The organism is Brevibacillus parabrevis, from assembly GCF_003710905.1.
GTDB classification, from domain to species: Bacteria; Bacillota; Bacilli; order Brevibacillales; family Brevibacillaceae; genus Brevibacillus; species Brevibacillus parabrevis.
This window is the reverse complement of sequence record NZ_RHHV01000005.1, coordinates 256919-281126: the sequence shown is the minus strand read 5'-3', so window position 1 is coordinate 281126 and position 24208 is coordinate 256919. Positions and strand designations below refer to the sequence as shown.

Sequence of the window (24208 nt, the reverse complement as noted above, 5' to 3'; positions counted from 1 at the left end):
CTATACACTGCTATCCAGGCTTTGCCTGATCAAATAGACAGTGTGCGCGCCAGTTGATATACGGATAAATCCAGTTGGTGTTTCTGGGACAATGCTTCATTGAAATCGACGTCGACGATTGTGTTGTTCTGGATGCCAACCATCCGGTCTTTTTTGCCTTCCAGGAGCAAGTCGACTGCGGCTGCTCCCATCCGGCTCGCCAGCATGCGGTCCATCGCGGTAGGTGAGCCTCCGCGCTGAATGTGTCCGAGCACGGTCACACGCGTCTCCCAGCCTGTTTCCTTGGTGATGGCTTCCGCGTACGAAGCAGCGCTGCCTACGCCTTCCGCCACTATAATGATGGAATGCTTTTTGCCACGGCGCTGTCCGGCATGCAGGCGTTCTATAATATCGCTCATGTCTTGGGATTCTTCCGGGATGATAATCGACTCGGCCCCAGCAGCAAGTCCTGCCCACAGTGCCAAATCGCCTGCATCCCGGCCCATTACTTCGATAATGTAGGTGCGCTCATGAGAGGTTGCCGTGTCGCGAATTTTATCGATCGCTTCCACAATCGTATTCAGAGCGGTATCGAACCCAATCGTAAAATCGGTGCACGGAATGTCGTTGTCAATCGTTCCCGGCACGCCGATGGTCGGGAAGCCTTTTTCCGTCAGCTTCTGTGCGCCACGGAACGACCCGTCTCCACCGATGACGATCAGCCCTTCAATCCCGAATTTGCGCAGCTGCTCCACTGCTTTTTGCTGCCCTTCCTCTGTTCTGAAGGCTTGGCTGCGGGCAGAGTAAAGGATGGTTCCTCCTCGCTGGATAATGTCCCCAACGGAGCCCAGTGTCATTTCCTGGATATCGCCATTCATCAGACCTTCGTAGCCGTGATACACCCCGTACATTTGCACTCCGTGGTAAGCAGCACGACGAACTGCCGCACGCACCGCGGCGTTCATGCCGGGCGAATCTCCTCCGCTGGTCAGAACCGCAAGCTTTTGCATGGAATCCACCTCTCCAATCCATTTCGTCTTTAGCATGTCATGAAACGGAAACAGTATGTACCATAACGACTATGAAACATGCTGTATTACTCCATTTCGTATATCTGTTATACACAGAACAGAAATGTGCCATACTTTTTGAAAGCTCTGATAACTCGCTTGTTCGAAATCGATTGTAGCAGATTTTCCGTGCCAAAAAAAGATAAGAAAACTTGGCTGTGCCATGATTTTATTGCGGTCTGTGTTCAGACCATACGATCGTCCATCAATAGACTCAGTCTTTTTACCGCACAAAAAACGCCCCCTGTGACTTACAGGGAGGCGTATTCGCCGATTCGTTTGAACTTCTCATATCGGTCCTGTATCAGTTCATCCGGGCTCAAACGACCCAACTGTTCCAATTGCTCGGCAATCACCGTCTTGACCGCTGTTGCCTGCGCAATCAAGTCTCGATGCGCCCCGCCGAACGGCTCGTCAATGATGCCGTCGATCACGCCGAGCGCGAGCAAATCAGGAGCCGTAATTTTCATCGACTCCGCTGCGCGCATGCCAAGGCTGGAATCTCTCCACAAAATGGCCGCCGCGCTCTCCGGTGCAATCACGGAGTAATAGGAATTCTCCAGCATATAGATGCGATTGCCGACGCTGATCGCCAGCGCACCGCCACTGCCGCCTTCGCCGATGACGATACAAATAATCGGCACGCGAAAAGTAGCCATTTCCCGCAAGTTGCGAGCAATCGCTTCGCTCTGGCCGCGCTCTTCTGCCGCTTTGCCCGGATACGCTCCCGATGTGTTGATGAAACAAATAATCGGACGTCCGAATTTGTCGGCCTGCTGCATGATGCGCAGAGCTTTTCTGTACCCTTCAGGATGCGCCATCCCGAAATTGCGCTTGATGTTGTCCTTGGTGTCTTTGCCTTTTTGATGGCCGATCACAGTCACCGGACGACCGTCCAGCTTGGCGATGCCGCCCACGATCGAATGGTCATCCCCGTACAACCTGTCCCCGTGTACTTCTATAAAATCAGTAAAAAGAAGTTGAATATAGTCCAAAGTCGTTGGTCTTTCCGGGTGACGGGCCAGTTGGACGCGCTGCCACGGCGTCAAGTTGCCATAAATTTGTTCGGCAAGCTCTTTTGCCTTTTGCTCCAGACGCTTTACTTCGTCGGAGAAATCAATGCCTTTTTCTTCGGTAAAGCGGCGCAATTCCTTAATCTTGTCTTGCAATTCTACTAATGGCTTTTCAAAGGGGAGTTCGCCTGCCATATTTCCACTCCTTCCCGTGACGTGTGCATCTCTACCAGTTTGGACAGCGTTTGACGCATGTCCTTGCGATGTACGACCATGTCGAGCTGACCGTTTTTCAGCAAAAACTCCGCAGTCTGGAAGTCTTTTGGCAGCTCCTGGCGAATCGTTTGCTCAATGACGCGACGTCCCGCAAAGCCGATCATGGCTCCCGGTTCTGCGATATTGTAGTCGCCAAGGGAAGAGAAGCTTGCAGATACACCGCCATATGTAGGATTCGTCATGACCGAAACGAACAGCAAGCGCTCGCGGTCCAGTCTGGACAAAGCGGCACTGGTCTTCGCCATCTGCATCAGACTCAGTACGCCTTCCTGCATGCGCGCACCGCCGGATGCGGAGAACAGGATGAAAGGCAGACGCCGTTCGATCGCTTGCTCAATTGCACGCGTAATTTTTTCCCCGACAACCGAGCCCATGCTGGCCATGCGGAAGCGGGAATCCATAACCCCGATCACGATGCGGTTGCCGCCGAGCAAGCCCTCGCCAGTGATGATCGCTTCGTTCAAATTCGTGTTTGCCATATCCTGCTCCAGCTTTTCCAGATAGTCAGGGAACCCGAGCGGATTGGACGCGATCAGGTTCGCGTCAAACTCCTCTGTCAGGACACCTTCATCCAAAAGGGATTGCAACCGCTCTGGCGCGGACATGGAATAGTGAAACTGGCAGCCTTTGCATACGCGCAAGTTTTTTTCCAAATCCTTCGAGTAGTGGATCGTCCCACAATGTGGGCATTTATTCATCAATCCCTCAGGGACTTCCTTCTCCTTCGTACCCGCTTCCTTGCTAGCGTCGGTGGAAGCAGGGACACGTGCCAGCGTCTCGGAAGGGACAGTGGCAAATTTGCGCTTTTTCCCAAAAAGATCTTTTAGCACAGGTACACCCCACCTTTCTCATCAGTGAAGGATCGAGCCGAGTACATCCCGGACTTCGTTCAGTTCGCCTTCGGGCACAAGAATCTCGTATTGCTTCGAAACTCTCGCCTCGCGAACCTTGACCAAAAATCCTTCATCTGTCAAACGTTGCTGTATCCGTTCAGCTATTCTAGCGCTAGGAGCGATGTAGATGACCGTCCACATGCTGGCTTCCTCCTTCATCGTCCAATACAGGTCTGCATCATCATATCACAGCGCCAGCGCCCCTCGCAAATAGGAGTAAAATCTAGAGCTTGCTGTTCTCCAAGTGGTGCCTCATTCTCTCAACCGCGACAGTGACATCGCCTTCGCGAATCGCTTCCATGATCTCGCGATGCTCCTCCAATGCCATGCGCGCCCTGCCTTCCCGCGACAACGATTCAATCCGCACACTGTTGCTGTACTCTACCAAAGGCGTCCAGATGCGGTGCAAAATGGAGTTGCGGCTGGATCGGCAAATCACGCGGTGGAACTGGTAGTCTTCTTCTGTAGGAACCTCGCCTCTCTCTACCCGCTCTTGTGCGATCGCGAGAATCCGTTCCATTTCCTCGAAATGCTTGGGCGTGGCCCGTCTACAGGCGAGACGGACAGCATCGATCTCCAGCATCTTGCGCATTTCGATCAAGTCCTTCTTGGTTTTCGTATCCCGTAGGATAAAAAAGCCAAGAATATCGATCAGTCGGTTGTGCCGATAATGCTTGAGGAAAGTGCCTTCCCCGCGGCGCGTCTCGATAAGCCCGAGCAGCTCCAGCGCACGGAGGGCTTCGCGTACAGAGGAGCGACCAGCCCCTAATTGCTCAGACAACTCTCGCTCCGACGGAAGCTTGTCGCCAGGCCGTAAGTTTTGCTCCTGAATGATTGCATGCAATTGCAGGAGTATGCCTTCGTAAACCTTTCGATCTTGAGTTGAGTCGAGCACAATGATCCCCCTTAATGGCTGCTACTGGTGAAGTGAAGCACCCCCCACATATTCACGTCTGATACAGATGCTCGTGGAGGGTGTTTGACTGCACTTCCTTACACTTGCTGATAGGAAATGGCTGCCAGACTGGCTGTTTTCTCTTTTACTGCTTCCGGATCGACAGTGATGCGGGCAACGCCGCTCTCCATCGCTGCTTTGGCTACGGCTGCCGCCACATTTGGAGCGACGCGCGGATCAAACGGAGCAGGGATGACTTTTTCTGCGGAAAGCTCTTCTGGCGTGATCAGGTCCGCGATTGCGTACACGGCTGCCAGCTTCATGTCCTCGTTGATTTCAGTCGCGCGCGTATCGAGCGCCCCACGGAAAATGCCCGGGAAGGCAAGTACGTTGTTCACCTGGTTCGGGAAGTCGGAACGGCCTGTACCGACTACGGCTGCCCCTGCTTCTTTCGCCTCGCTCGGCATGATTTCCGGAGTCGGGTTCGCCATCGCGAAGATGATCGCATCGCGGTTCATGGAGCGAACCATGTCAGGAGTTACCGCGCCTGCTACCGATACGCCGATGAAGACGTCAGCGCCTTTCATCGCGTCAGCGAGATCGCCTTGCAGCTTGCTGCGGTTCGTGATTTTCGCCATCTCTTCTTTTACCGGGTTCATCCCGAATTGACGGCCTTCGTACACGATTCCTTTTGTATCAACCATGATCACTTCTTTTACGCCCATGGAAATCAAAAGTTTCATGATCGCGATACCAGCAGCGCCCGCACCGTTCGCTACCACGCGGATATCTTCGAGCTTTTTGTCAACCACGCGCAGGGCGTTGATCAGGCCCGCAGCCGTTACGATTGCTGTACCGTGCTGATCGTCGTGGAAAATCGGAATGTTTGTTTCGCGCTTCAGGCGCTCTTCTACCTCGAAGCATGCCGGAGCTGCGATATCTTCAAGGTTAACACCGCCAAAAGTCGGTTCGAGCAGCTTCACAGTTTCTACGATTTTGTCTACATCAGTCGTGTTCAGGCAGATCGGGAATGCGTCCACGCCTGCGAACGATTTGAACAGTACGGCTTTTCCTTCCATCACCGGCATAGCGGCTTCCGGTCCGATGTTGCCGAGACCGAGAACAGCGGTACCATCGCTCACGACTGCAACGAGGTTGCCCTTCATGGTGTATTCGTAAACTTTGGATTTGTCGTCAAAAATGTCTTTGCAAGGCTCAGCAACACCAGGAGAATAAGCAAGGCTCAGATCGCGAGCATTGCGAACGGGAACCTTGGTCACTGCCTCCAGCTTCCCTTTATTTTTTCGGTGAAGTTCCAGCGCTTCCTCTCTCAAACTAGACATCCATTACCACTCCATTTCACGATAGTCTTTCTATGATTGCCTGAACAGCCTCTTTATTGCTTGAAAGCCCTAAGTGGTCTGACCACTTAACGAGTTATGAATTCAATATATAGCAAAACCTGTTATCCTGTAAACCTGCCGAAAACGGCGAAAAAGGGAGGACATTCCTCATCCTCCCCAATTTATGGGCAATTCTTTCTGGATTACGCTGTCACGTCCCACAATATCTCGCGCTTGCTCCAAAAATGACTCGTCCACCTCGACCCGAATGTCCTCCGGCAGGCGAATTGTCTGTCTTTTTCCCTCGTAAAACAGAATCACAGGAATCGTTCCTTTTTTTTCGACAAACAGCCGTTGCAAACGTTGCAGTGTCGAATCGTGCTCCTGCTGGGCGGAAATTTTGACAAACAACACCGTCTCGGCGGTCGGCGCTTGCAGTGTCTCGGCATCCCAAAAGCGCGATGCGAGCAGCTTCACCATGTCATCCTGATGATCCACCCGCGCTTCGGCTACGACCATCCGCTCTTTGCCGAGCAAGTCGCCGTACTTGGCAAACACTTGCGGAAAGACGACCAGCTCCACCTGCGCGGTTTTGTCCTCCAGCACCAAAAACGCCATCGGGTCGCCCTTTTTCGTCTGGATGCGCTTTTCTTCCGCAATCATTCCGAACACTTTCACCGTTTTGTCGCGGGCCAGCTCGCTGAGCGCTGAAACAGCCGTCACTTCGGGGCGGGCAGCCACGTGCGCATACTGGTCGAGCGGATGGCCGGAAATGTACACGCCGATCAGTTCCCGTTCTTCTTTCAGTTGCTGGGCGCGTGACATCGGCGGCACTTCCGGATATTCAGCCGGCTCGCGCAATGGCGCCGCTTGTTCTTCTCCCGCAAACAGGTCGAGCTGATTCGCGTCGCGCTCGATCCGCTTCGCATTCGTCTTGCCGACCGCCTCGTCCAAAAGCAGCAGCAACTGGCTGCGGTGACCAGGCAGCGAATCCAGCGCCCCGCAGAGCGTCAGCGATTCTACGACTCGTCTGTTCACGAGACGCGCATCTACTCTGGCGCAAAAATCGAAAACGTCCCGATACGGACGCACAGCCCGTTCTTTTACAATCGATTCGATCGCTCCATAGCCGACGTTTTTGACGGCAGCAAGCCCGAAACGAATCGCATCTTGTTCGACTGCAAAGGACGCCGTGCTTTTGTTGACATCCGGCCCCAGCACGCGAAGCCCCAGGCGCCGCGCCTCCTCCGTGTACTCGGCGATTCTCGTCTGCGAGCCGATCGACAGCGACAAAAGGGCTGCCATAAAAGCAAGCGGATAGGTCGCTTTCAAATACGCCATCTGGTAGGCGATGACCGCGTAGGCGACAGAGTGCGCTTTATTGAAGCCGTAATCGGCAAAGCGGACGATCAGATCGTACACTTGATGACCAAGCTCTTCGCCGTAGCCTTGACGGACGCAACCAGCCACGAACTTTTCCCGCTGCTCGGCCAACAGCTCGCGTTTTTTCTTTCCGACCGCCCGGCGCAAAATGTCTGCCTCACCCAAGCTGAAGCCAGCGAGCGTAGACGAGATTTGCATAATTTGCTCCTGGTAGATCATGAAGCCGTGCGTCTCGCGCAAGATCGGCTCAAGCACCGGATGCGCGTAATGCACAGCGCTCTGGCCGTGCTTGGCGGCGATGTACTGCGGGATAATTTCCATCGGTCCCGGCCGATACAAGGCCAGCACAGCGATAATATCGTCCAGACTGGTCGGCTTCAGGTCGCGGAGCACGTTGCGCATCCCGCCGGACTCCAGCTGGAATACCCCTGTCGTCTCGCCGCGCGACAACATGCGGAACGTATTCGGATCATCCGTCGGAATGCTCTCCAGCTCAATCGCAATCCCCTGTTCATGCAGATGACGAAGTGTCTCCTGAATGATCGTCAAGTTGCGCAAGCCGAGAAAATCCATTTTCAACAGACCGACTTCCTCCAGCACCTCCATCGGATACTGCGTCAGTGCCAAGCCTTCGCTGCCCGTCTGCAACGGAACGTAGCTGGTCAGCGGCTCCCGCGAGATCACGACGCCCGCCGCATGTGTCGAAGCATGGCGCGGCAAACCTTCCACGCCTTTTGCCGTCTCGATCAAAAGGGCGGCCTGTCTGTTTTCCTGGCACAGCTTGCCGATGTCCGGAATGAGCTTCATGGCGCGGTCAATCGTCATGCCGGGAGATTGCGGAATCATTTTCGCTACCCGGTCGACGATCCCGACGGACAGGCCGAGTGCCCTGCCTACGTCGCGCACCGCAGCGCGAGCCGCCATCGTTCCAAACGTAATAATCTGAGCCACGCGGTCGTGACCGTATTTTTTCGCCACGTAATGGATGACTTCGTCGCGCCGCTCCACGGAAAAGTCGATGTCGATATCGGGCATCGTCACCCGCTCCGGATTGAGAAACCGTTCAAACAGCAGATTGAAATGAAGCGGGTCTACGTTCGTTATTTTTAATACGTAGGCGACGAGGCTTCCGGCAGCAGAGCCTCGCCCTGGTCCGGTCGGAATCCCGTGCTGATGGGCGTAGCGCATGAAGTCCCAGACGATCAGGAAGTAATCGGTAAAGCCCGTGCCTGTAATGATCGACAGCTCGTGATCGAGACGCGCCTGTATGTCCGGCGTGATTGTCTTGTACCGCTCCCGGCAGCCTTGCTCGCATAGCGAACGCAAATATTGCGTCGAATCCTGGCCCTCCGGCAAGGGAAATTCCGGCAAAATGTGCGCCCCAAACGACAATGTGAGATTGCATCTGTCCGCGATTTTTCCCGTGTTGGCAAGCGCTTCGGGTACGTAAGAAAAGGCGGCGGCCATTTCTGCTTCGCTTTTCAAATAGTATTGGTCGGTTTCGTAGCGGAAGCGGTTTTCCTCGTCGATGGTCTTGCCCTCTTTGATCGCGAGCAAAATATCGTGCTGGCGATGCTCGTTTTGCTTCACGTAGTGCACATTGTTCGTGACGACCAGCGGGATGCCCGTCTCCTGGCTCAGCTTGACCAAACGGGCATTGAGTCTGCGCTCGCTCTCCAGGCCGTGGTCAGCCAGCTCCAAAAAGTAATTCGCCTCGCCAAAAACGCGAAGGTGCCACAAGGCTGCTTCTTTCGCTGCCTCGGCTTCGCCAGCCAGCAAAAGCTGCGCAACCTCGCCCTGCTGGCAGCCGCTAAGGGCGATCAACCCTTCCGCATGCCGGGCCAGCACTTCTTTGTTCAGGCGGGGAATCATGTAGTTTCCATCCGTATTGGCGATCGTGGCGAGCTTCAACAGATTGCGATAGCCCGCCTCATTTTCGGCAAGCACGTTCAAATGGCTCGGGGGAGGCGCATTGCGCACGCGATCTTGCAAATTTCCTTCGATCACGTACAATTCCATCCCGATAATCGGCTTGATCTGGTTTTCTGTACATGCTTTATAAAAAGGGACAGCGCCATACAGATTGGCGTGATCCGTAATCGCCAGCGCAGTCATGCCCAGCTCTTTGGCACGCTCCACCAGCGCATCAATCCGCGCCGCTCCGTCTAGCAGGCTGTACTCCGTATGAACATGCAAATGGACAAAGGAGGTCATCTGGTTCCTTCCTCTCCTGTTTACGACTCGAATCGTGTAGTAGCTTTCTCTCTATCATTATACCGAAAGTAAGAGGATCGTGGGGAAACAAGAACGAACGTTCTTGTTTGAATTTGACCTTTCTTGCTTTGATTTGGTAGGATAATACCAGATTTGTTGGAAAGGATGAAGCCATCTATGTGGTCGGCCTTTTATTTGACCGGCGTTCTCGCTTCACTTGTAGCCAGCGTCTACTTCAGCATCCACGCACGCAGAAGAGGCATCCACCCGCTGGAATCCAGAATGACGCTGGGAAAAATGAACATCGCACTCGGCATTCTCGTATCTTTGTTCGGGCTTAACCAGCTTACGTTTGATACGCTCGATACGATCCGCATCGTGGTCGCGATCATCATGCTGATCGTCGGTGTGCTGAACCTGTACCTGGGAACCCGCAACTTTTTGCACTATCGCAGCGCCTGGCAGGCAGAATTGAAAAAAGGCAGCTGAGAGCTAAAAAAGCATGAGAACAGAGCGATTGTTCCACATGCTTTTTTCTGTATGGGGGCCTATGTGAAGCGAAGCCGAGAACAACAGGCGAGCAGCTTGCTACCAGTTCTGCATCGCTTGTGCTGCTGCTTTTTGCCAGCAACACGTTCCTTCTCACGTCGAATACGCGAGCCCTTCGCTAAATGGGAAAATCGTGCGTTTTTGAAAGAGGGTGACCAACGTGAAATTCAATTTTATGTTCAGCCTGTCGCTGATATGTGGTTTGCTTGCTTCTGTTGGAACCATGATTCTTTGGTACTTTTTGCTTTACAACAAACCAACTGTTTCTGTCTTTACTGCACTTTGTTTGTTACTTCCCGCGATATTCGGTTTACTTACCTCGTTCCTTAAACAACCGCTGATCATTATTTCTTTTGTGATTTCCTTACCTTTAAGTCTTTACTTATTGATGACCGGAGATATGTTTACTCTATTTTTTATTGCTTCCATCCTGTATTTCATCTCTGCGGCTCTTAAATGGAAAATATCAAAAGTGAATTGGAATTAAGCGAAGAAGCAGCATGCTGAAATACTTTTCCTGTTTTCCCAATCGTTTGCCATGGCTAAACGCAATTAGTTCTCGCTATAATCAGTTTGTGTGACATTCTATTGTTTCCGACAACCTGAGCGCAGTGCCGACGGTTGTCTTTTTTTATGCTTTTTCAAAAGGAATCATTTTCCTGTTAGCGCAATTCTTCTGCCTTGGCCCACATCTCTTCCGGATTCAGCTCGTAGATGCCCTCTTCGCGGTACATATAGTGGTTCATGACAAATTCGCGGCGAATCGTCGCGTAATCGTCGTGAAACTGGCGGATGTAGTCATTGATTTCCTGTTCCTTGTATTTGCGGCCAAACTCCAGCCCCCGCACCATGTATTCGAACACGATCAGCTTTTTCTTGCGCTGGGCCGGAATCTGCTTGAGCTTGCCGTCGGGGGTCAGGAAGCTTTTGATTACGTGCATCTGATCCGCTGCCATCTGGGACCTCCTCTGCTCCTGGATCGTTTTGGTTTCCTCATCTGCAAAAAGGTCTTCCTCCATCGTACCTTTCGCCCGTTCCAACACATTCAAAATCGCCTGGGTTTGCCGCTTCATGTTCGCTTCGTGCAAATAAAAGTAAATCGTGTTTTTGTCACGCCGCTCGTAGACGATTCCTGCATCGCGCAGCTTTGCCATATGGTGTGTAATCGTCGGCGGCGTCACTCCGAGCTTCCCTGCCAGCGCCTGCCCGTGCAGCGGTCCATTTGCCAACATGGCCAAAATCCGCACGCGAGTTGGGTCGCCGAGCGCTTTGTAAAAGGTGACGAGTTTATCGAGTTGCAAAAGAGATTCTCCTTTCTTCGCGGGAATGAACTCCAAAATCTAATTAGATATTTTTCTAATTAGATGATAGGTTATTTTTGTTTGGTTTGTCAATCAGGAGGGCGGGAAAGACGCCGCGGCTCGCGAAGCCCTGCACTGCGGCCACTTCCCCAATCAAAAAGCAAAAAAGAGCAGCCCCCCAAAGAGACTGCCCTCACCAACGATCCACTATTACCGATCAATAATCTGCGCCGTAATCATAGCCTGACCTACAAGCTGCTCGCCGTGGTAAACCGACACCTCGACCTTACCGAAGCGGCGGCTGATGTCCAAAAGTCGCGGCTGCACCTGTATGTGGCTCTCCATCTGCACAGGCTTCAAAAAGTACACCGTAATATTTTCCGGCACCATGTCGCCGCGGCGATGCTGACGCAGCAAGTTACAGGCCGCTTCGACCATCACTGTCGTCATGATGCCACTGGCGATCGTTCCTAGGTGATTCGTCATCTGCGGCGTGACGTCGCCCAAGTAAATCAGCTCGTCTGCCTGACGCTCCTCGCGGAAATGCGACATGATCAGGTTCGGAAATGTTTCACTCATCTGCGGCTGCTTCGCCGTAAACTGGAGCGCCTTCAACACGTCGTTGCGGCTCAGCACGCCCACCAGCTTGCGATAATTGTCCACGACCGGCAACAGCTCGATCCCTTCCCACACCATCATGTGCGCCGACGAAGCGACAGACACGCGCGGCGAGGTCGTGATCGGATTTTTCGTCATGACCTTGTCGATCGTCGCCGTCTCCTCGTGGCCGATAATATCTTTCGAAGTCACGATCCCGATGAGCCGCATTTGCTCATCGACAACCGGAAAGCGCGTATCCTGATACAGCTCCGTGTACTGGTGCCATTTGGCGACTGTGTCGGACGGCAGCAGCACGGGCGTTTCCGCCAGCGGCTTCAGCACATCCTCGACCATGACGATTTCTTTTTTGATCAAACGGTCGTAGATGGCCCGGTTGATCATCGATGCTACTGTAAAAGAGTCGTAGCTCGACGAAATGATCGGCAAAGCCAAACGATCCGCCAACTGCTTGATTTCCTCGCTCGTATCGAAGCCGCCCGTGATCAGGACGGCCGCTCCTTGCTGCAAGGCAATTTTGTGCGCCTGATAACGGTTTCCTACAATTAATAGACTGCCCGCGTCGATATAGCGCATCATCGCTTCCAGCTGCATCGCACCGATGACGAATTTGTTCAGCGTCTTGTGCAGCCCTTCCCGTCCGCCAAGCACATGGCCGTCGACGATGTTCACCACTTCCGCGAAAGTCAGCCGCTCTATGTTTTCTTTGTGCTTCTTCTCGATTCTCACTGTGCCGACACGTTCGATCGTACTGACGTATCCTTGTGTTTCCGCTTCCTTGATTGCGCGGTAGGCCGTACCCTCACTCACATCCAGGTCTTTGGCGATCTGCCGCACGGAAATCTTCGAACCGATCGGAAGGCGATCAATATGTTGCAAGATTTGTTCATGTTTCGTTGCCATATTGCTAATCCCCCTTCCTGGTCTCCCACCCGTTCCAATGTACGTGCGCTCCTTCGACCAATATACCCGAAGGCGCGACAAAAAAAAAGGGTAGCTTTTTTCAAGCTACCAACTCAGAAAGTATATCATTAAGGGGGTTTTCATCGTGCTTTTATCTTACCCAAGGAATATTACAGGATTATTACAGAGCCGTTACAGTTTCGTTTCAGTTTTCCTATCCCAGCCAATTCGCCAAAAGTCCCTGAACCAGTCCGATAATCCCGCCAAGAATAAAGCCGAGGACCGTAATCATGCGGAACTCTTTTCCCGAGATGCCGACCACCATTTCTTCGATCCGTTCGATCGGGAAGCCTTCCACCTGTCTCGTAACAATATCGCGAATCGCTAGACGGGAAAAGATTTTCTCGACGTTTGTCTGCAAAGACTCTACCATCCATTTCGCCAGGCGCGGAACGAGATCGTTTGTGACGGTTTGCTGAATCGGCGCGGTCAGGCGCGACATAGGCTGATCCACGAGTTGCAGGCTCTGCGCTTCGATTCTCGCAAAAAGCGCGCGGGACCAGTCGTCGAGCTGATCGTGGCCGAGCCACTCCACCAGTTCCCCGACCGTTTTATCCAGCAGCTTGTCCGCCTCCTTGCGCAAAAACTGCTGCAAGCGCTCAGCCATCTCCGGGCTTTGCAAAAGCTCATCGAGATGCGGAACAATTTTGCCAATGATCTTGTCGTCTCCAAGAAACATGCCGACCAGCCCACCGAACATGCCCCCGCCTCCGCCGAGCATGCCTTTGACCATGCCTTGCAACGTTTGCTGTCCTTGCGGGGAGTACAAATACTCGCGAATCCGGCCCAGCATATGGTGACTCGCCGAAGTCACCGCCCCGTCCAGGCGATCTATGCCTGCTTGTGGAAGCAGATCGCGCAGTTTTGTTTCTTCATATTGTGTAAACAACTGCTGGACAAAAGAATGCCATTTTTGCTGGACAGGGACGCGTACCGCTTCGCTCCATCCTCCGTCCTCGGTAAAAAGCTGGGGCACTGCCCGTTGCAGCGTTTGGCGCAACGTACGCTCATCCGCCATCCAGTCCGCAGCCAGGTTGTTCATCCAGCCCGCCAGCGTATTTTCCAGGTCGCCCTGGGCCAGCGCCCGCCTGACGCCTTCTGTCGTAAGCAAATGCTCCTCCACTAATCTGCCCATTTGTATCGCGATATCGTCCCGCCTTCTCGGGATCAGTCCCGGGGTGAACGGAAGCTTCCAACTGCCGATATACCAAGGCTTGAGCGGTCGAAACAGCATGCGGATGGCGAGTTCGTTCGTAACGCCGCCGATCACAGAGCCTACGCCGATATTCACTAATACTATCCACAAGTTCATAAATACTAACAACCTTTCTTCTCTGCATGGCACCAAACGATTTGGCTACTCATACCATAGACTAACTTTATGCCTGATGGGAAGGGGATAGCCATGTCTTACGTTCCAACCATCGTCGTCGGATACGAGCCAAAGACGGAAGTAGACCTTTACCTGCCCCAGGCGCAAATGCGCAAATGGAATCTTTCTTCGCCCACAGCTACTGTCCAATTCGGAAGCAAAACGGTTCGCGCCCGTATCAGCGGCATTGATCGCAGCAACCAAACGCTTATCCGGCCTGCCTTGGCCCAGTCGCTCCGGCTGCCTACAGGAGGGCCCATGCTTGTGCGCTACAACGCAGATCAGCAAACTCTTGTTGTCGGGCCGTATGTAGGGATTCTCGTATCCTCTTACAATGCCCAATTTCCGCAATCCCCGTTTGGACCATTGTCCCCTTTTTTCAACGAAGTAGCCGATATTTGCCGCAAGCGCGGAGGGATTATCTGCGCATTCCGCCTACAGGACGTCAACTGGGATGCCGGGATCGTGCGCGGTCTTGTTCGCCGGGGCGGAGTGTGGCGCCAAAGAGTCTTGCCGTTGCCCCAATGTATTTACAATCGGCTCGTATCCCGTCAGCGGGAGCGCAGCGAGCAGATGGCCAACTGGTTGCAGCGGTGCAAAGACGCCAACATTCCGTTTTTCAACGAGCACTTTTTAAACAAGTGGCACGTGCATTCCGCTCTGCAAGATCAGGAGAGTGCTTCCGAACATCTTCCAGCCATGGTTCGCTATCAAAGTCTGGAAGATTTGCGGACGATGCTGTCCGAGCACCGGACGGTTTATGCAAAGCCGGCAAACGGCAGCATGGGTCGAGGGATTATCCGGCTGCGCCGAACGCAGGAGGGATATCAGCTCGCTCGCCCGGGCGGGTTTGGCAAAACATTTTCCAGCATAACGGGCTTGCATCAATATTTGAGCAAACAGACAAAAGGCAAACCTTATTTGCTGCAACAAGGTTTACCATTGATCGGCCTTCACGGACGGCCGACTGATTTTCGTGTATTGGTGCAAAAAAACCGGGCAGGCGAATGGGCCGTTACATCTATGGTTGCCCGTTTGGGATTGAATCGCATCGTTTCCAATATATCCAGAGGCGGCCAGATGATGACGCCCCTCCAGGCTCTGCGTGCCTGTGGGCCTTGGGCCAGTTCGGTTCGCCCATCCCCAGCCACACTAAAAGCTGTGGCGTTGAAGCTGTCTGTCTTGCTCGAAGAGGCGCTGCCCGGCCATTACGCTGAATTTGGTGTCGATCTCGGCGTCGATGTCCGCGGGCAAGTATGGCTATTGGAGGTTAACAGCAAGCCGTCCAAAACGGCCAATACCGTTCCTTTGCCTGAAGGCGTGGAAGAACCGCCCCGCCGCGCCCGGCCTTCCGTCGTACGCATGCTGGAATACGCATCATACATCAGTGGTTTTCCCCGGTCAGCCAAAACTAAAACCAGAACGGCAGCAGGAAAACCGAAGAGCAAGAAAAACAGGCGAAGGTGACCCACATGAGAGCAGACGAGCGAAGTCTTGGCATCATGACGCGCTGCCAAGGCTCCCACTTTGTAGACAAAGGCTATTACAAAAAGCTGACGCTTTACGGACGCAAGCACGGGATGCGTGTCTTCGTGTTCTCGCCGCGTCAGGTCAACTTTTCCTCGCGAACCGTAAGAGGCTTCGAGTACCGCAACGGATCATGGCAGCCGAACACTTTCCCGCTCCCCGCCTTGATCTACGATCGGTGCTTCGTTGGCCCATCTTATCGCCACTATAAACCATTTGTGGAAAAGTTGCAAAACGATCGCAACATTACATTTTTGGGGCATGGCCTGTCCGGCAAGTGGCAGGTGCACCAGATGCTGACCCAATCGCCGCAACTGGCTTCCCTGTTGCCGCCGACCGAAATTTTATCGCTCGCCACGGTGAACGACATGCTGCAACAATACGGCGCCGTCGTCATCAAGCCAATGGCGGGAACGCATGGAATCGGCGTCGTGCGCATCAAGGAAACCAAAAGCGGCTACGAGGCCACAGGGCGGAACCGGGAGAACCAGCCGTTCCGCAGACTGATCCGCGACTCCGCCGGATTGAAAACTTTTATCGCCTCGTTCACTTCTGGTCGCAAGTTCCTTGTACAGCCCTATCTGAAGCTGCACACACCGGACGGCACCCCTTTTGATGTGAGGGTGCTCGTGCAAAAAAACGGGCAGGGTGATTGGGAGACAACCGGCAAGGCGGTCCGCTTGGGCGACAAGCGAAGTATCACCTCCAACCTGCACGGAGGCGGTAAAGCACAGCCGCTCTCCGCTTTCCTATCTCGTCATTTCAAGCCTGCCGTCCACTCCAAAATCGAGACGACCATCAATCAGGTGGCAGAAAAATTGCCACGCTTTTTGGAGGAGTGCCACGGCAGACTGGTGGAGCTGGGAATCGATGTCGGGATTGATACATCCGGAAACGTCTGGATTATCGAAGTCAACAGCAGGCCCGGCAGGACTGTCTTTCGCTTGATTGACGACCCGATCGCCAAACGTCACTCGATTACCCAGCCCGTACGATACGCCCACTATCTCATGAAAGAGCGCGTAGGAGGTTACTAAGCATGGAAACGTTCAGAATGCGACTCCGCTTCCTTTCCAATCCCCGTGTCAGCGGGATCATCCTGCCGACTAATCTCTTCTCCAAGCTACAGCTGCGCCATCGGCAAAAAATCAAGGTCATGCTGGGCAAAAAGGAAGTCGTCGCAACCGTACTGCAAGACAAGCGGAATCCGGAAGCAAACGTCATCAAGGTGACGACGCTGTTGCAATCCGAGCTTGGCATTCCTCACGGCGGCTTGATCCAGCTCAAGCAAGAAGACTCGGCGCTGCGCATCGGTCCGGCTATCGGGATTGTCACCACAGGAATCCGCAGGGACTCGCGGCAGCCAATCGGCCCGCGCACCTCTTTTTTCTACAAGCTGCTACAGGCTCAGGAAGGAAAAGGCGTCTTTTACTACATCTTCTCCCCGCACGACGTGGACTGGAGCACGAATACCGTCAATGCCTGGTTTTTGCGCAAGGGCAAAACAGGCGGATACTTCTGGAAAAAGATGGTCACAGCCATGCCGGATGTGGTCTACGACCGAATCCCTTCCCGTTCAGCGGAGAAGCATGAAGCTGTCAGGGAGTTCAAATACAAGCTCGCCAGCTACCCGAACATGCCGATGTTCAACCAGGGCTTTTTCAACAAGTGGGGAGTTCACCAATTGCTCTATCCGAACCCGGAAGTCAATGAGCATATCCCGGAAACGTACACCTCCCCGTCCCTCACCACTGTGCGCAATTTGCTGCGCAAGTATCCGATCGTCTATTTGAAGCCGAAAAACGGCAGCCTCGGTTACGGCATCGTGAAGGTCGTCAGACAATCCGGCGGCGGCTATACCGCTTCTTACCACAACGGCAGCGGAAATGTGAAACGTCAGTTTTCCAAGCTGTCCAGTCTGTACCAGCATGTGTTCCGCAGCCGTCGCGTAGGCGGTTATTTGGCGCAGCAAGGCATTCCGCTCAAAACATTCCACGGACGCCCGTTTGATTTCCGCGTCCATTTGCATAAAAACCAGCAAAACGAATGGGTCGTGTCCTGCACGGCCGCCAAAGTAGCCGGTTCCGGCAGCGTGACGACACACGTGCGCACAGGCGGCACCGTCATCCCTGGCGACGAATTGCTGCACCATCTGTACGGAAAACAAAAAGAATTGATGTCCGAGCGGGTCAGCGAAGCATCCATCCGCCTCGCTACCGCGATTGAGCAGGCAAAAGGAATCGACCTTGGCGAACTCGGTCTGGACATGGGAATCGACATCCACGGCCATGTCTGGATGTTCGAAGCCAACTCCAAGCCGGGACGCTCCATCTTCAAGCATTCCAGACTGAGGCAGGCAGACCAGGAATCCCGCAAGCTTCTCGTCGACTACAGTTGTTATTTGGCCAATTTCTAGGCGCATGCAACTAGCACCGTTTTTCAGGAAGGAGGAACACCCATGCTTCAGCAGCGCTCCGGGTGGCTGACCATCCTCCCAAGCGGCAAATGGTTCATACAGCTACCTCGGCAAGCTCTAGGCAAGCGGTCGCAAAAAAAGTTATTCGCAAGCCTCGGCCCCTTTTCTCATCACAAACGGGTGTACACGGGCTTGCCGGCAATGCAGCCAGGGCGTTTTCGAACGAGAATCAACTGGAAAATGATCAACAGCGAGTCACTGAAGCTAGGTCCGCTCATCGGCATTTTGACCGTTGGTGAAGGCACGACCTTTGTGGGAAATCGCGAAAACTTCAAAGACATCTCACAATCCGGCAAGCGATGGGGCGCACTCGTGTACGTCTTCACTCCCCAAGGCATCAACTGGGAGAAAAAGAAGGTTCGCGGCTATTTGTACAACCAAAAGCAAAATTTGTGGCAAGAAGTCATCCTTCCTTTCCCGCATGTCGTCTACAACCGCATCCCAACCCGCAAAGCCGAGCAGCGGCCCGACGTCAAAAAAGCTTTGGCCCGCATCGACGAACTGCCTAACGTCACCTTGTTCAACCGTTGCTTTTTTGACAAGCAAGAGCTTTTCTCCATGCTGAAAAAACACCCTGAGGTGCAGACCTACTTGCCGGAGACGAAAAAGCTCGATACGCTCGCCCGCTTCAAAGGCTTTTGCAACGAGCATCGCTTTGTGTACCTCAAACCCGTGCGCGGCAAAGCCGGAGAAGGAATCATGCGCATTGAATACAAAAATGACGGCTGGCGTCTTCAGCGGCTGAAGGAACAAAAGGCCGTCACGCGCCGTTTTTCCAATCTGGACGATTTATGGAAGCATGTGAAGAGCCATGTGCGGCAGCAGCGGTACATCATGCAGCAGGGGATACGCAGGGCACGCTTCAACGGCAAGCCGTTTGACGTTCGGGTGCTGGTGCAAAAAGACGGCAAAGGCGAATGGGGCGTAACCGGGGTCGGCATCCGGCGTTCCGGGTCGCAAAGCATTACTACGCACGTGCCTCGCGGCGGCTCCATCCACTCTTTGTCTTCCGTTCTCCAGTCTTTGTTCAAGGCAGATCCGGAAAAGATGGAAAACTCGATTCACGAGACAGCACTTGCCATCGCCCGCGCTTTGAATGAGGAAATCCCGGATCTGGCGGAAATGTCGATGGACCTCGGCCTGACAGAAGACGGCAGTCTGTGGTTTTTTGAAGCCAATGCCAAACCGGAGAAGTTCGATGAGCCTTCCATCAGGCGATTGTCTTTGTCCAACCTCATCCACTACGCTCAGTACGTGTCGCGATTGCAAAACGGGCGTGAAGCCGCCGCAGGGTAATCGCCATGATAAAATCGTTGAAATACGTACTCCTGCCTCCACAAGCACTGGCCGAATCTCAGGCAACCTTGGTGAGATTTGCCCGTCAGGAAGGGGAGCGGCGCATCACCCAGCACGCAATCGAATGGCTCGCGCGCCTGACCCCCAAGATGCTTTCCAAACAGGAAACCAGTGTCGCTCTTGCCATGAACGGGAAGCACGTAGTCGGACTGTTCGCTGTTTCTCGCTGTGGACTGGGTCATTCCTTCCTGGTTGTAGATAAGCGCTACCGCCATCGCGGAATCGGCAAGGCACTGACGGAACACATCTGTCAGTGTCTGCCCAAACTGTATGTGCGCGTAGGTCTGGATAATGAGGCAAGTCTTTCCTTTTTCCGAACGTTGGGCTTTGAGCCTGTCAAAGCGAGCATCGGGCCAGCGGGCAAACCTACGCTTTGGCTCGCCTATGGCCATTGGACTCTCACCGATTTACAGGAACATGCCGGCTGATGGTCCGGCATGTTTTTTCTTCCTAATGCGAATTCTTTTGCTTCATCGATTCGTGCATGAGTAAAACCACCTTGGTAAAAATACCTCGTGGAGGTGGTCTTACCCATGACCTACACAAACAACCAAAATCAAATGCAATCTGGACAACAACAATTTCTCGGAGCGATGACTCCAGCAGGGGCTATGCTTCAACCAGGGTACGCCGGAACAAACGTTCAGGAGGTACAACACTGGAATCACGGTGGACATGCCCAATCGATCGGGACTCCTACATACGGCATGCCTGCGGGCGGCGGTATCGGCCAAGGACAGTCCATTTTCTCTCCAGGCTTCGCGGGCACCAATGCACAGGAGGTCAGACAGCTGAACCACAGCTATCAGGCTCCGCAAGCACAAGGCTACAACCAGCAACAAGCTTATGGTCAGCAACAGCAAGGCTATGGACAAAACCAGGCATTGCAATCCATCATGCACCAATCGGGAGGCTACATTCCGGCTCAGCCTGCGTACCAGCAATCGTACGGCGCCGGCATCAATTCGATTTTCTCTCCCGGTTTTGCCGGAACAAACGCGCAGGAAGTGCGCCAGCAAAATCAACCGGGATACGCTGGCTACACAGGTCAGCAGCACTATGCTGCACAAACTTCCTATCCTCCTGCGCTGACAGGCAGCATCTTCTCTCCTGGATTCGCGAATACAAACGTTCAGGAAGTGCGTCAGCTCAACCAAGGCGGCTATGCTTCCCCAACCGCGCAAGGCGGATATGGCATGCAGGCAAACTACAACCAGCCGCAGCAATATCAGCAACACCAGCCTTCGATCGGCCTTGGGGCACAATCGATTTTCTCTCCTGGCTTCGCCGGAACCAACGTGCAAGAAGTTCGTCAGTTGAACGCGCCTGGTCAGGCAGCAGCGCCACATACAGGTTCGATCTTCCCGGGATCTTACTAGACTGCGACTTCTTCACACTATCGAGAAACGTAACAATCAGCTAAACATTGTATAGGAACGAAAAATAACAAAAAGAATGCTGGCGTAACTTTCTACGTGCAGCATTCTTTTTTGTTAAAGTAATCCGTTACTTATTACTTGGGACGGTTCAGTTTCACAATCAAAGCTACAATTGCTGCTATAAATAGGATCAGGATTATGATTCCTGGCACCCCAATAGCCGACATTCATACCCCTCCTTTCACAGCCCTTATAAATACCATTTTTCACCAAAAATACTAGAAAGTAAAGTTGTCATTATATTTTATCAATTAATAATTAACAAAAATTAACTATATTATTTACAAATAAATAAAATTAAGGTTAATATTGTAAATGGAAATATTTTCATGCATAGGAGGATGATTAATTTGAAAAAGATTTTTTCAGTTATGTCTGCAACAACATTGTCTCTAGCACTATTAACAGGAAGCGCTTTTGCTGCCGAAACACCCTCTACAAAAGCCTCTGCTAGCATAGATTATTCAACCGTAAGTAACGAAATGATTAAACAAAAGCTTATAGAAATTGCTAATAAATATGATATTAACGAAGTAATTGAGGGTGAGGATCTGGAATTTATCAAGACGTACGGAACTAGAGTTATTTCAGTCCCCCAAAAAACCACCAGTAACCAAATACAAGCAAAAGCTGTTACTGATTCGGTAAAAACACACAAAGTAAAAGGTGCAGCCGACAATGACGTGTTCGCTGGCTCTATAAAAGGTACTCTCGAAACAGCTCTAGGCATTTGGCAAAATACTATTGAAGGAGATATAACCACCAAAGTGACCAGCGGAACTCCTGACTCCTATAAAACAGATGTACGGATTGTGGGATACGGTGTTGTTGGTACTAGCGGTACATATATTGGCAAAACTGTTGACGAGACTTACACAAGTGGTTGGACAAAGAGCAAGAAAAAATCTTGGACATATACTTTAGATCGAGTTTTTTACGGGAGTGTAGCTTACCTTACAATTGATGTTGTTGCTTCTGTAAGTGGAGAAGATGGTGAATTAGAAATTACATCTGACTAAAGTGTGCCTTTAACTACGAGAAACGTAAAACACCAGGTTCAACTTGCCTATAACGAAACAATGCAAATTACACGACAATCAATGAACCGAATAAAAGGACTACTGCCACCTGAAACGGAACCAGCAAGGTTAACTATACAGACCGTCCCCTCACATTGGCATCAACAGACCGCAAGCCTGTCGATCAAAAAAAGCGTGACCGCCCTTACAGACGGTCACGCTTTTTCACTTGTAGACATGGTGCGCTGTTCCTCGACGGCGGCAAACAGGGCGTGCAACTGTGCCAGGCTCGTCTCGTCGACTGTGAACGTGAAGCGGTCGAACAAATAGGCGTCGCGTTCCACCCCGACACAGGACAAGCCGGAGCTTCCCGCTGCGAATTGGGCGGCTACACATGCCTCTGTCTGCTCCAGTTGCTCGCGGACAGCCACATGCGTTTCCAGTGCGGTCCGAAACGTATCCATCACCTTCGCCAGCCGCTCATCCTGACGGGCCAAGCGGTACAGCGCCAACTCGATTTGCAGCCAGCAAGTCGTGTAAAAATGAAATTCCAAAAACAGAGTCGCAAGAGCGGCACGCAACGGCTGATCGTCACCAGTAGCTTGCATCTGTTCAAAACAGGCGTAAGCCTCCTGCTTTTTCTCCTGGATCAGGTCGTAATGGCTGACGGCACCGCGGTAAAACTTGCGAACGACGTTGTACAAAAGCTCAGGCGTGCGAGGCGGAAGACCCCGATGTCTGTTGGAACTGTCACGCATGATCGTTTCCCCTCTCTTCCACCGACCTTCCTCTCTTCATTGTACAACACTCGCCAGCTCGTAGCGCGTCTTGCCTGCTTTTTACTCTTTCCCGTTTTTCCAGTAATCGTAAGCGTGGATGGCGTGGCCCATGTACGATTCGTACGGCGCAAGCGATTTCGTCACCTGCTTTAGCTGCCGCTCCATCTCGGTCATCCCTTCCTCGTAAAACGAGATGCCGCTCCCTTCGTGACTTTCCTTCGTTTCCACGGCGACGACAATATTTTTCTGGATGCTTTGCGCGTACGCCAGCTGCTGCTCTACCAGTCCGACGATTCGGTCTGCTGAATCGCGAAAAGCCATCAAGGTCGTATGATCCATCTGCTGAATCATCCAGTGGGAAAACGGCAGATCAGGCTGTCCCGGCACTGGCGTATGATCCAGCCACGCTGCGAGATCGACGCTTGCTTCCAGTTCGCCGTCTCGCTTCGTCTCCTCCACGAACGCTTCAATATTGCCCATCCACTGGCGCAATACCTCGTCCTTGTCTTCCCGCCAGACAGGCATGACATATGGCTCGATATCGAGGTGGATGCCGTGAAACTGTTCGTCCTCGCTGACGGAGCGGTTGTACGCCTTCACCCAGTTGACGAGCTTCATGATTTTCCCTTTGCTCTCAGCCAGCGCCCAGATCGGATGACCGCCCATGGCGTGCACTTCGATCCCCGCAGCTTTAGCTTGGCGGACAAAATCACGATAATAGGAAGGCGGCTGTTCCAAATCAAGCCGGACGTACAACAGGTTGACCCCGTTCTGTTTGGCAAAGGCGAGAATTTCCGCTTTTTCTGTGCCGATCAATTCGGCTCGCCATATATAGGTGCCTCTGTAACGCGCTTTCGGAACCGGCTCCAACGGCGCAGCCTCCTTCCAATGCCGATAATCGTGGATCGCCACACCGGAAAAGGAGGGATGATCTCCCAGCTTTTCCGGCAAAAGCGCAAGCTGGCGGTTCATCTCCATCGCACCTTCTTCGGCGAAGGAAGCGTGATCGTCGCTGAGCTTTTTCATGTTGACTGCCACCATCACCCGTTTGCCCAGCTTGTCCGCTTCTCTCAGCTCATCCTCGACCAGCGCAAGGATGCCGTTGTTCCCGGCGAGCGTATCGCGGTACGCCATGATGCACACCGTATCAAACTGCTCGATCATCCACTCGGACACAAAAACATCTTTTTGATCCGGCATGGATATATCGTCGAGCCAAAAAGCGATCGCCGCACTCGCCACAAGGTCGGGCTGCCGTTTCACTTCCCGCGTGAATGCCTGCATGTTCGCTTGCCACTCGCGGAGCACCCGTTCGCGATCGGTGTCCCAAAACGGCAGCAAATACGGCTCGATATCCAGTTGAATACCGCGGATTCGCTCCTGATCAGTCGCCTCCAGATTGTATGCCTTCACCCACTTGACGATGTTGAGCATTCGCTTTTCGTTGCTGGCAAGCGCCCAGGCGGGATGACCAGCGACAGCGTGAACCTCGATCCCCAGCGCACTTGCTTCGCGAATAAAAGCCTGGTAGTAATCAAACGGCTTGTTCATTTCGATCCGCAAGTAAATCAAATTGATCTCGTTTTCCTGGCAAAAGGCCAGAATTTCCCGTTTCTCGTCTCCAATCATCTCGGATTGCCAAATCCACGTGGCCTTACTCTTTTTTTCCGCTGGGGAAAAGCCGAACAGAAAGCCGAGCGTCAGGCAGAGTGCACTAAGGTAGATGGGCGCGGCTTTCATGTA

The 24208-nt window shown here is 52.9% G+C and carries 21 protein-coding genes; 9 read left to right on the top strand and 12 right to left on the bottom strand.

Going from position 1 to position 24208, the window contains the following annotated elements:
• Positions 1-29: 29 nt before the first annotated feature.
• The 7 genes from pfkA to EDM60_RS04640 form a co-directional block, all read right to left on the bottom strand.
• Positions 30-989, bottom strand: coding sequence for a 6-phosphofructokinase (gene pfkA / locus EDM60_RS04670; RefSeq protein WP_122962906.1), 960 nt, complete (start codon positions 987-989; stop codon positions 30-32).
• 311 nt (positions 990-1300) lie between these two features.
• Entirely contained in the window at positions 1301-2257 is a 957-nt protein-coding gene (gene accA / locus EDM60_RS04665; RefSeq protein ID WP_063229170.1) for an acetyl-CoA carboxylase carboxyl transferase subunit alpha, read from the bottom strand.
• A complete protein-coding gene (gene accD / locus EDM60_RS04660) occupies positions 2224-3168 on the bottom strand; it encodes an acetyl-CoA carboxylase, carboxyltransferase subunit beta (protein WP_122962905.1) in 945 nt (314 codons plus the stop codon). Before accD ends, accA begins: the two co-directional genes overlap by 34 nt.
• A 21-nt stretch (positions 3169-3189) precedes the next feature.
• The gene (locus tag EDM60_RS04655; RefSeq protein ID WP_122962904.1) at positions 3190-3372 is read right to left on the bottom strand and encodes a glutamate decarboxylase; all 183 of its coding nucleotides are present in this window, start codon (positions 3370-3372) and stop codon (positions 3190-3192) included.
• A gap of 82 nt (positions 3373-3454) precedes the next feature.
• Positions 3455-4126: a FadR/GntR family transcriptional regulator gene (locus EDM60_RS04650; RefSeq protein WP_122962903.1), complete on the bottom strand. Its 672-nt coding sequence runs from the start codon at positions 4124-4126 to the stop codon at positions 3455-3457.
• Positions 4127-4224: 98 nt separating this feature from the next.
• The gene (gene ystJ / locus EDM60_RS04645) at positions 4225-5469 is read right to left on the bottom strand and encodes an NADP-dependent malic enzyme (RefSeq protein WP_122962902.1); all 1245 of its coding nucleotides are present in this window, start codon (positions 5467-5469) and stop codon (positions 4225-4227) included.
• Between the two features lie 168 nt (positions 5470-5637).
• Positions 5638-9066, bottom strand: a complete 3429-nt coding sequence (locus EDM60_RS04640) for a DNA polymerase III subunit alpha (RefSeq protein WP_122962901.1) — start codon at positions 9064-9066, stop codon at positions 5638-5640.
• A 177-nt stretch (positions 9067-9243) separates the two neighbouring features.
• Here EDM60_RS04640 and EDM60_RS04635 point away from each other — a divergent pair, with 177 nt between their 5' ends.
• Together EDM60_RS04635 and EDM60_RS04630 are read left to right on the top strand one after the other, a co-directional pair.
• Positions 9244-9555, top strand: a complete 312-nt coding sequence (locus EDM60_RS04635; protein ID WP_122962900.1) for a YtpI family protein — start codon at positions 9244-9246, stop codon at positions 9553-9555.
• Between the two features lie 220 nt (positions 9556-9775).
• Positions 9776-10102 carry a hypothetical protein gene (locus tag EDM60_RS04630; protein WP_122962899.1) on the top strand — a complete coding sequence of 109 codons (327 nt, stop codon included), beginning with the start codon at positions 9776-9778 and terminating at the stop codon, positions 10100-10102.
• 175 nt (positions 10103-10277) lie between these two features.
• On the opposite strand, the gene EDM60_RS04625 is transcribed toward EDM60_RS04630, so the two are convergent.
• From EDM60_RS04625 to EDM60_RS04615, 3 genes are all read right to left on the bottom strand, one after another.
• Positions 10278-10916 carry a DUF2087 domain-containing protein gene (locus EDM60_RS04625; RefSeq protein WP_122962898.1) on the bottom strand — a complete coding sequence of 213 codons (639 nt, stop codon included), beginning with the start codon at positions 10914-10916 and terminating at the stop codon, positions 10278-10280.
• 210 nt (positions 10917-11126) lie between these two features.
• On the bottom strand, positions 11127-12437 hold the full coding sequence (locus EDM60_RS04620) for a DRTGG domain-containing protein (protein ID WP_063229161.1): 1311 nt from the start codon (positions 12435-12437) through the stop codon (positions 11127-11129).
• A gap of 214 nt (positions 12438-12651) precedes the next feature.
• Positions 12652-13809 (bottom strand): DUF445 domain-containing protein, encoded by a 1158-nt coding sequence (locus EDM60_RS04615; protein WP_122962897.1) that lies wholly within the window; start codon positions 13807-13809, stop codon positions 12652-12654.
• A gap of 93 nt (positions 13810-13902) precedes the next feature.
• On the opposite strand from EDM60_RS04615, the gene EDM60_RS04610 reads away from it, so the two are divergent.
• The 7 genes from EDM60_RS04610 to EDM60_RS04580 all read left to right on the top strand — a co-directional run bounded on the left by EDM60_RS04610 (position 13903) and on the right by EDM60_RS04580 (position 21686).
• Positions 13903-15336, top strand: coding sequence for a YheC/YheD family endospore coat-associated protein (locus tag EDM60_RS04610; protein WP_122962896.1), 1434 nt, complete (start codon positions 13903-13905; stop codon positions 15334-15336).
• Positions 15337-15341: 5 nt separating this feature from the next.
• Positions 15342-16433: a YheC/YheD family endospore coat-associated protein gene (locus tag EDM60_RS04605; RefSeq protein ID WP_122962895.1), complete on the top strand. Its 1092-nt coding sequence runs from the start codon at positions 15342-15344 to the stop codon at positions 16431-16433.
• A gap of 2 nt (positions 16434-16435) precedes the next feature.
• Entirely contained in the window at positions 16436-17812 is a 1377-nt protein-coding gene (locus EDM60_RS04600; protein ID WP_122962894.1) for a YheC/YheD family endospore coat-associated protein, read from the top strand.
• A 42-nt stretch (positions 17813-17854) separates the two neighbouring features.
• The gene (locus EDM60_RS04595; protein ID WP_122962893.1) at positions 17855-19168 is read left to right on the top strand and encodes a YheC/YheD family endospore coat-associated protein; all 1314 of its coding nucleotides are present in this window, start codon (positions 17855-17857) and stop codon (positions 19166-19168) included.
• A 5-nt stretch (positions 19169-19173) separates the two neighbouring features.
• On the top strand, positions 19174-19656 hold the full coding sequence (locus tag EDM60_RS04590) for a GNAT family N-acetyltransferase (RefSeq protein WP_122962892.1): 483 nt from the start codon (positions 19174-19176) through the stop codon (positions 19654-19656).
• Between the two features lie 105 nt (positions 19657-19761).
• On the top strand, positions 19762-20607 hold the full coding sequence (locus tag EDM60_RS04585) for a hypothetical protein (RefSeq protein WP_122962891.1): 846 nt from the start codon (positions 19762-19764) through the stop codon (positions 20605-20607).
• Positions 20608-21017: 410 nt separating this feature from the next.
• Positions 21018-21686, top strand: coding sequence for a hypothetical protein (locus tag EDM60_RS04580; protein WP_122962890.1), 669 nt, complete (start codon positions 21018-21020; stop codon positions 21684-21686).
• 215 nt (positions 21687-21901) lie between these two features.
• On the opposite strand, the gene EDM60_RS04575 is transcribed toward EDM60_RS04580, so the two are convergent.
• Both EDM60_RS04575 and EDM60_RS04570 read right to left on the bottom strand, forming a co-directional pair.
• Positions 21902-22444: a hypothetical protein gene (locus EDM60_RS04575; protein WP_122962889.1), complete on the bottom strand. Its 543-nt coding sequence runs from the start codon at positions 22442-22444 to the stop codon at positions 21902-21904.
• 81 nt (positions 22445-22525) lie between these two features.
• Complete coding sequence (locus EDM60_RS04570) at positions 22526-24205, bottom strand: hypothetical protein (protein WP_122962888.1); 1680 nt, start codon at positions 24203-24205, stop codon at positions 22526-22528.
• Between the last annotated feature and the right edge of the window lie 3 nt (positions 24206-24208).

Excerpts from the sequence above, each read along its gene's own strand:
- accA (WP_063229170.1), bottom strand. The coding sequence starts at position 2,257 with ATGGCAGGCGAACTCCCCTTTGAAAAGCCATTAGTAGAATTGCAAGAC.
- EDM60_RS04575 (WP_122962889.1), bottom strand. The coding sequence starts at position 22,444 with ATGCGTGACAGTTCCAACAGACATCGGGGTCTTCCGCCTCGCACGCCT.
- EDM60_RS04585 (WP_122962891.1), top strand. The coding sequence starts at position 19,762 with ATGACCTACACAAACAACCAAAATCAAATGCAATCTGGACAACAACAA.
- EDM60_RS04590 (WP_122962892.1), top strand. The coding sequence starts at position 19,174 with ATGATAAAATCGTTGAAATACGTACTCCTGCCTCCACAAGCACTGGCC.
- EDM60_RS04620 (WP_063229161.1), bottom strand. The coding sequence starts at position 12,437 with ATGGCAACGAAACATGAACAAATCTTGCAACATATTGATCGCCTTCCG.
- ystJ (WP_122962902.1), bottom strand. The coding sequence starts at position 5,469 with ATGTCTAGTTTGAGAGAGGAAGCGCTGGAACTTCACCGAAAAAATAAA.
- pfkA (WP_122962906.1), bottom strand. The coding sequence starts at position 989 with ATGCAAAAGCTTGCGGTTCTGACCAGCGGAGGAGATTCGCCCGGCATG.
- EDM60_RS04655 (WP_122962904.1), bottom strand. The coding sequence starts at position 3,372 with ATGTGGACGGTCATCTACATCGCTCCTAGCGCTAGAATAGCTGAACGG.
- EDM60_RS04640 (WP_122962901.1), bottom strand. The coding sequence starts at position 9,066 with ATGACCTCCTTTGTCCATTTGCATGTTCATACGGAGTACAGCCTGCTA.
- EDM60_RS04635 (WP_122962900.1), top strand. The coding sequence starts at position 9,244 with ATGTGGTCGGCCTTTTATTTGACCGGCGTTCTCGCTTCACTTGTAGCC.
- EDM60_RS04615 (WP_122962897.1), bottom strand. The coding sequence starts at position 13,809 with ATGAACTTGTGGATAGTATTAGTGAATATCGGCGTAGGCTCTGTGATC.
- EDM60_RS04600 (WP_122962894.1), top strand. The coding sequence starts at position 16,436 with ATGGAAACGTTCAGAATGCGACTCCGCTTCCTTTCCAATCCCCGTGTC.
- EDM60_RS04610 (WP_122962896.1), top strand. The coding sequence starts at position 13,903 with ATGTCTTACGTTCCAACCATCGTCGTCGGATACGAGCCAAAGACGGAA.
- EDM60_RS04605 (WP_122962895.1), top strand. The coding sequence starts at position 15,342 with ATGAGAGCAGACGAGCGAAGTCTTGGCATCATGACGCGCTGCCAAGGC.
- EDM60_RS04570 (WP_122962888.1), bottom strand. The coding sequence starts at position 24,205 with ATGAAAGCCGCGCCCATCTACCTTAGTGCACTCTGCCTGACGCTCGGC.
- EDM60_RS04595 (WP_122962893.1), top strand. The coding sequence starts at position 17,855 with ATGCTTCAGCAGCGCTCCGGGTGGCTGACCATCCTCCCAAGCGGCAAA.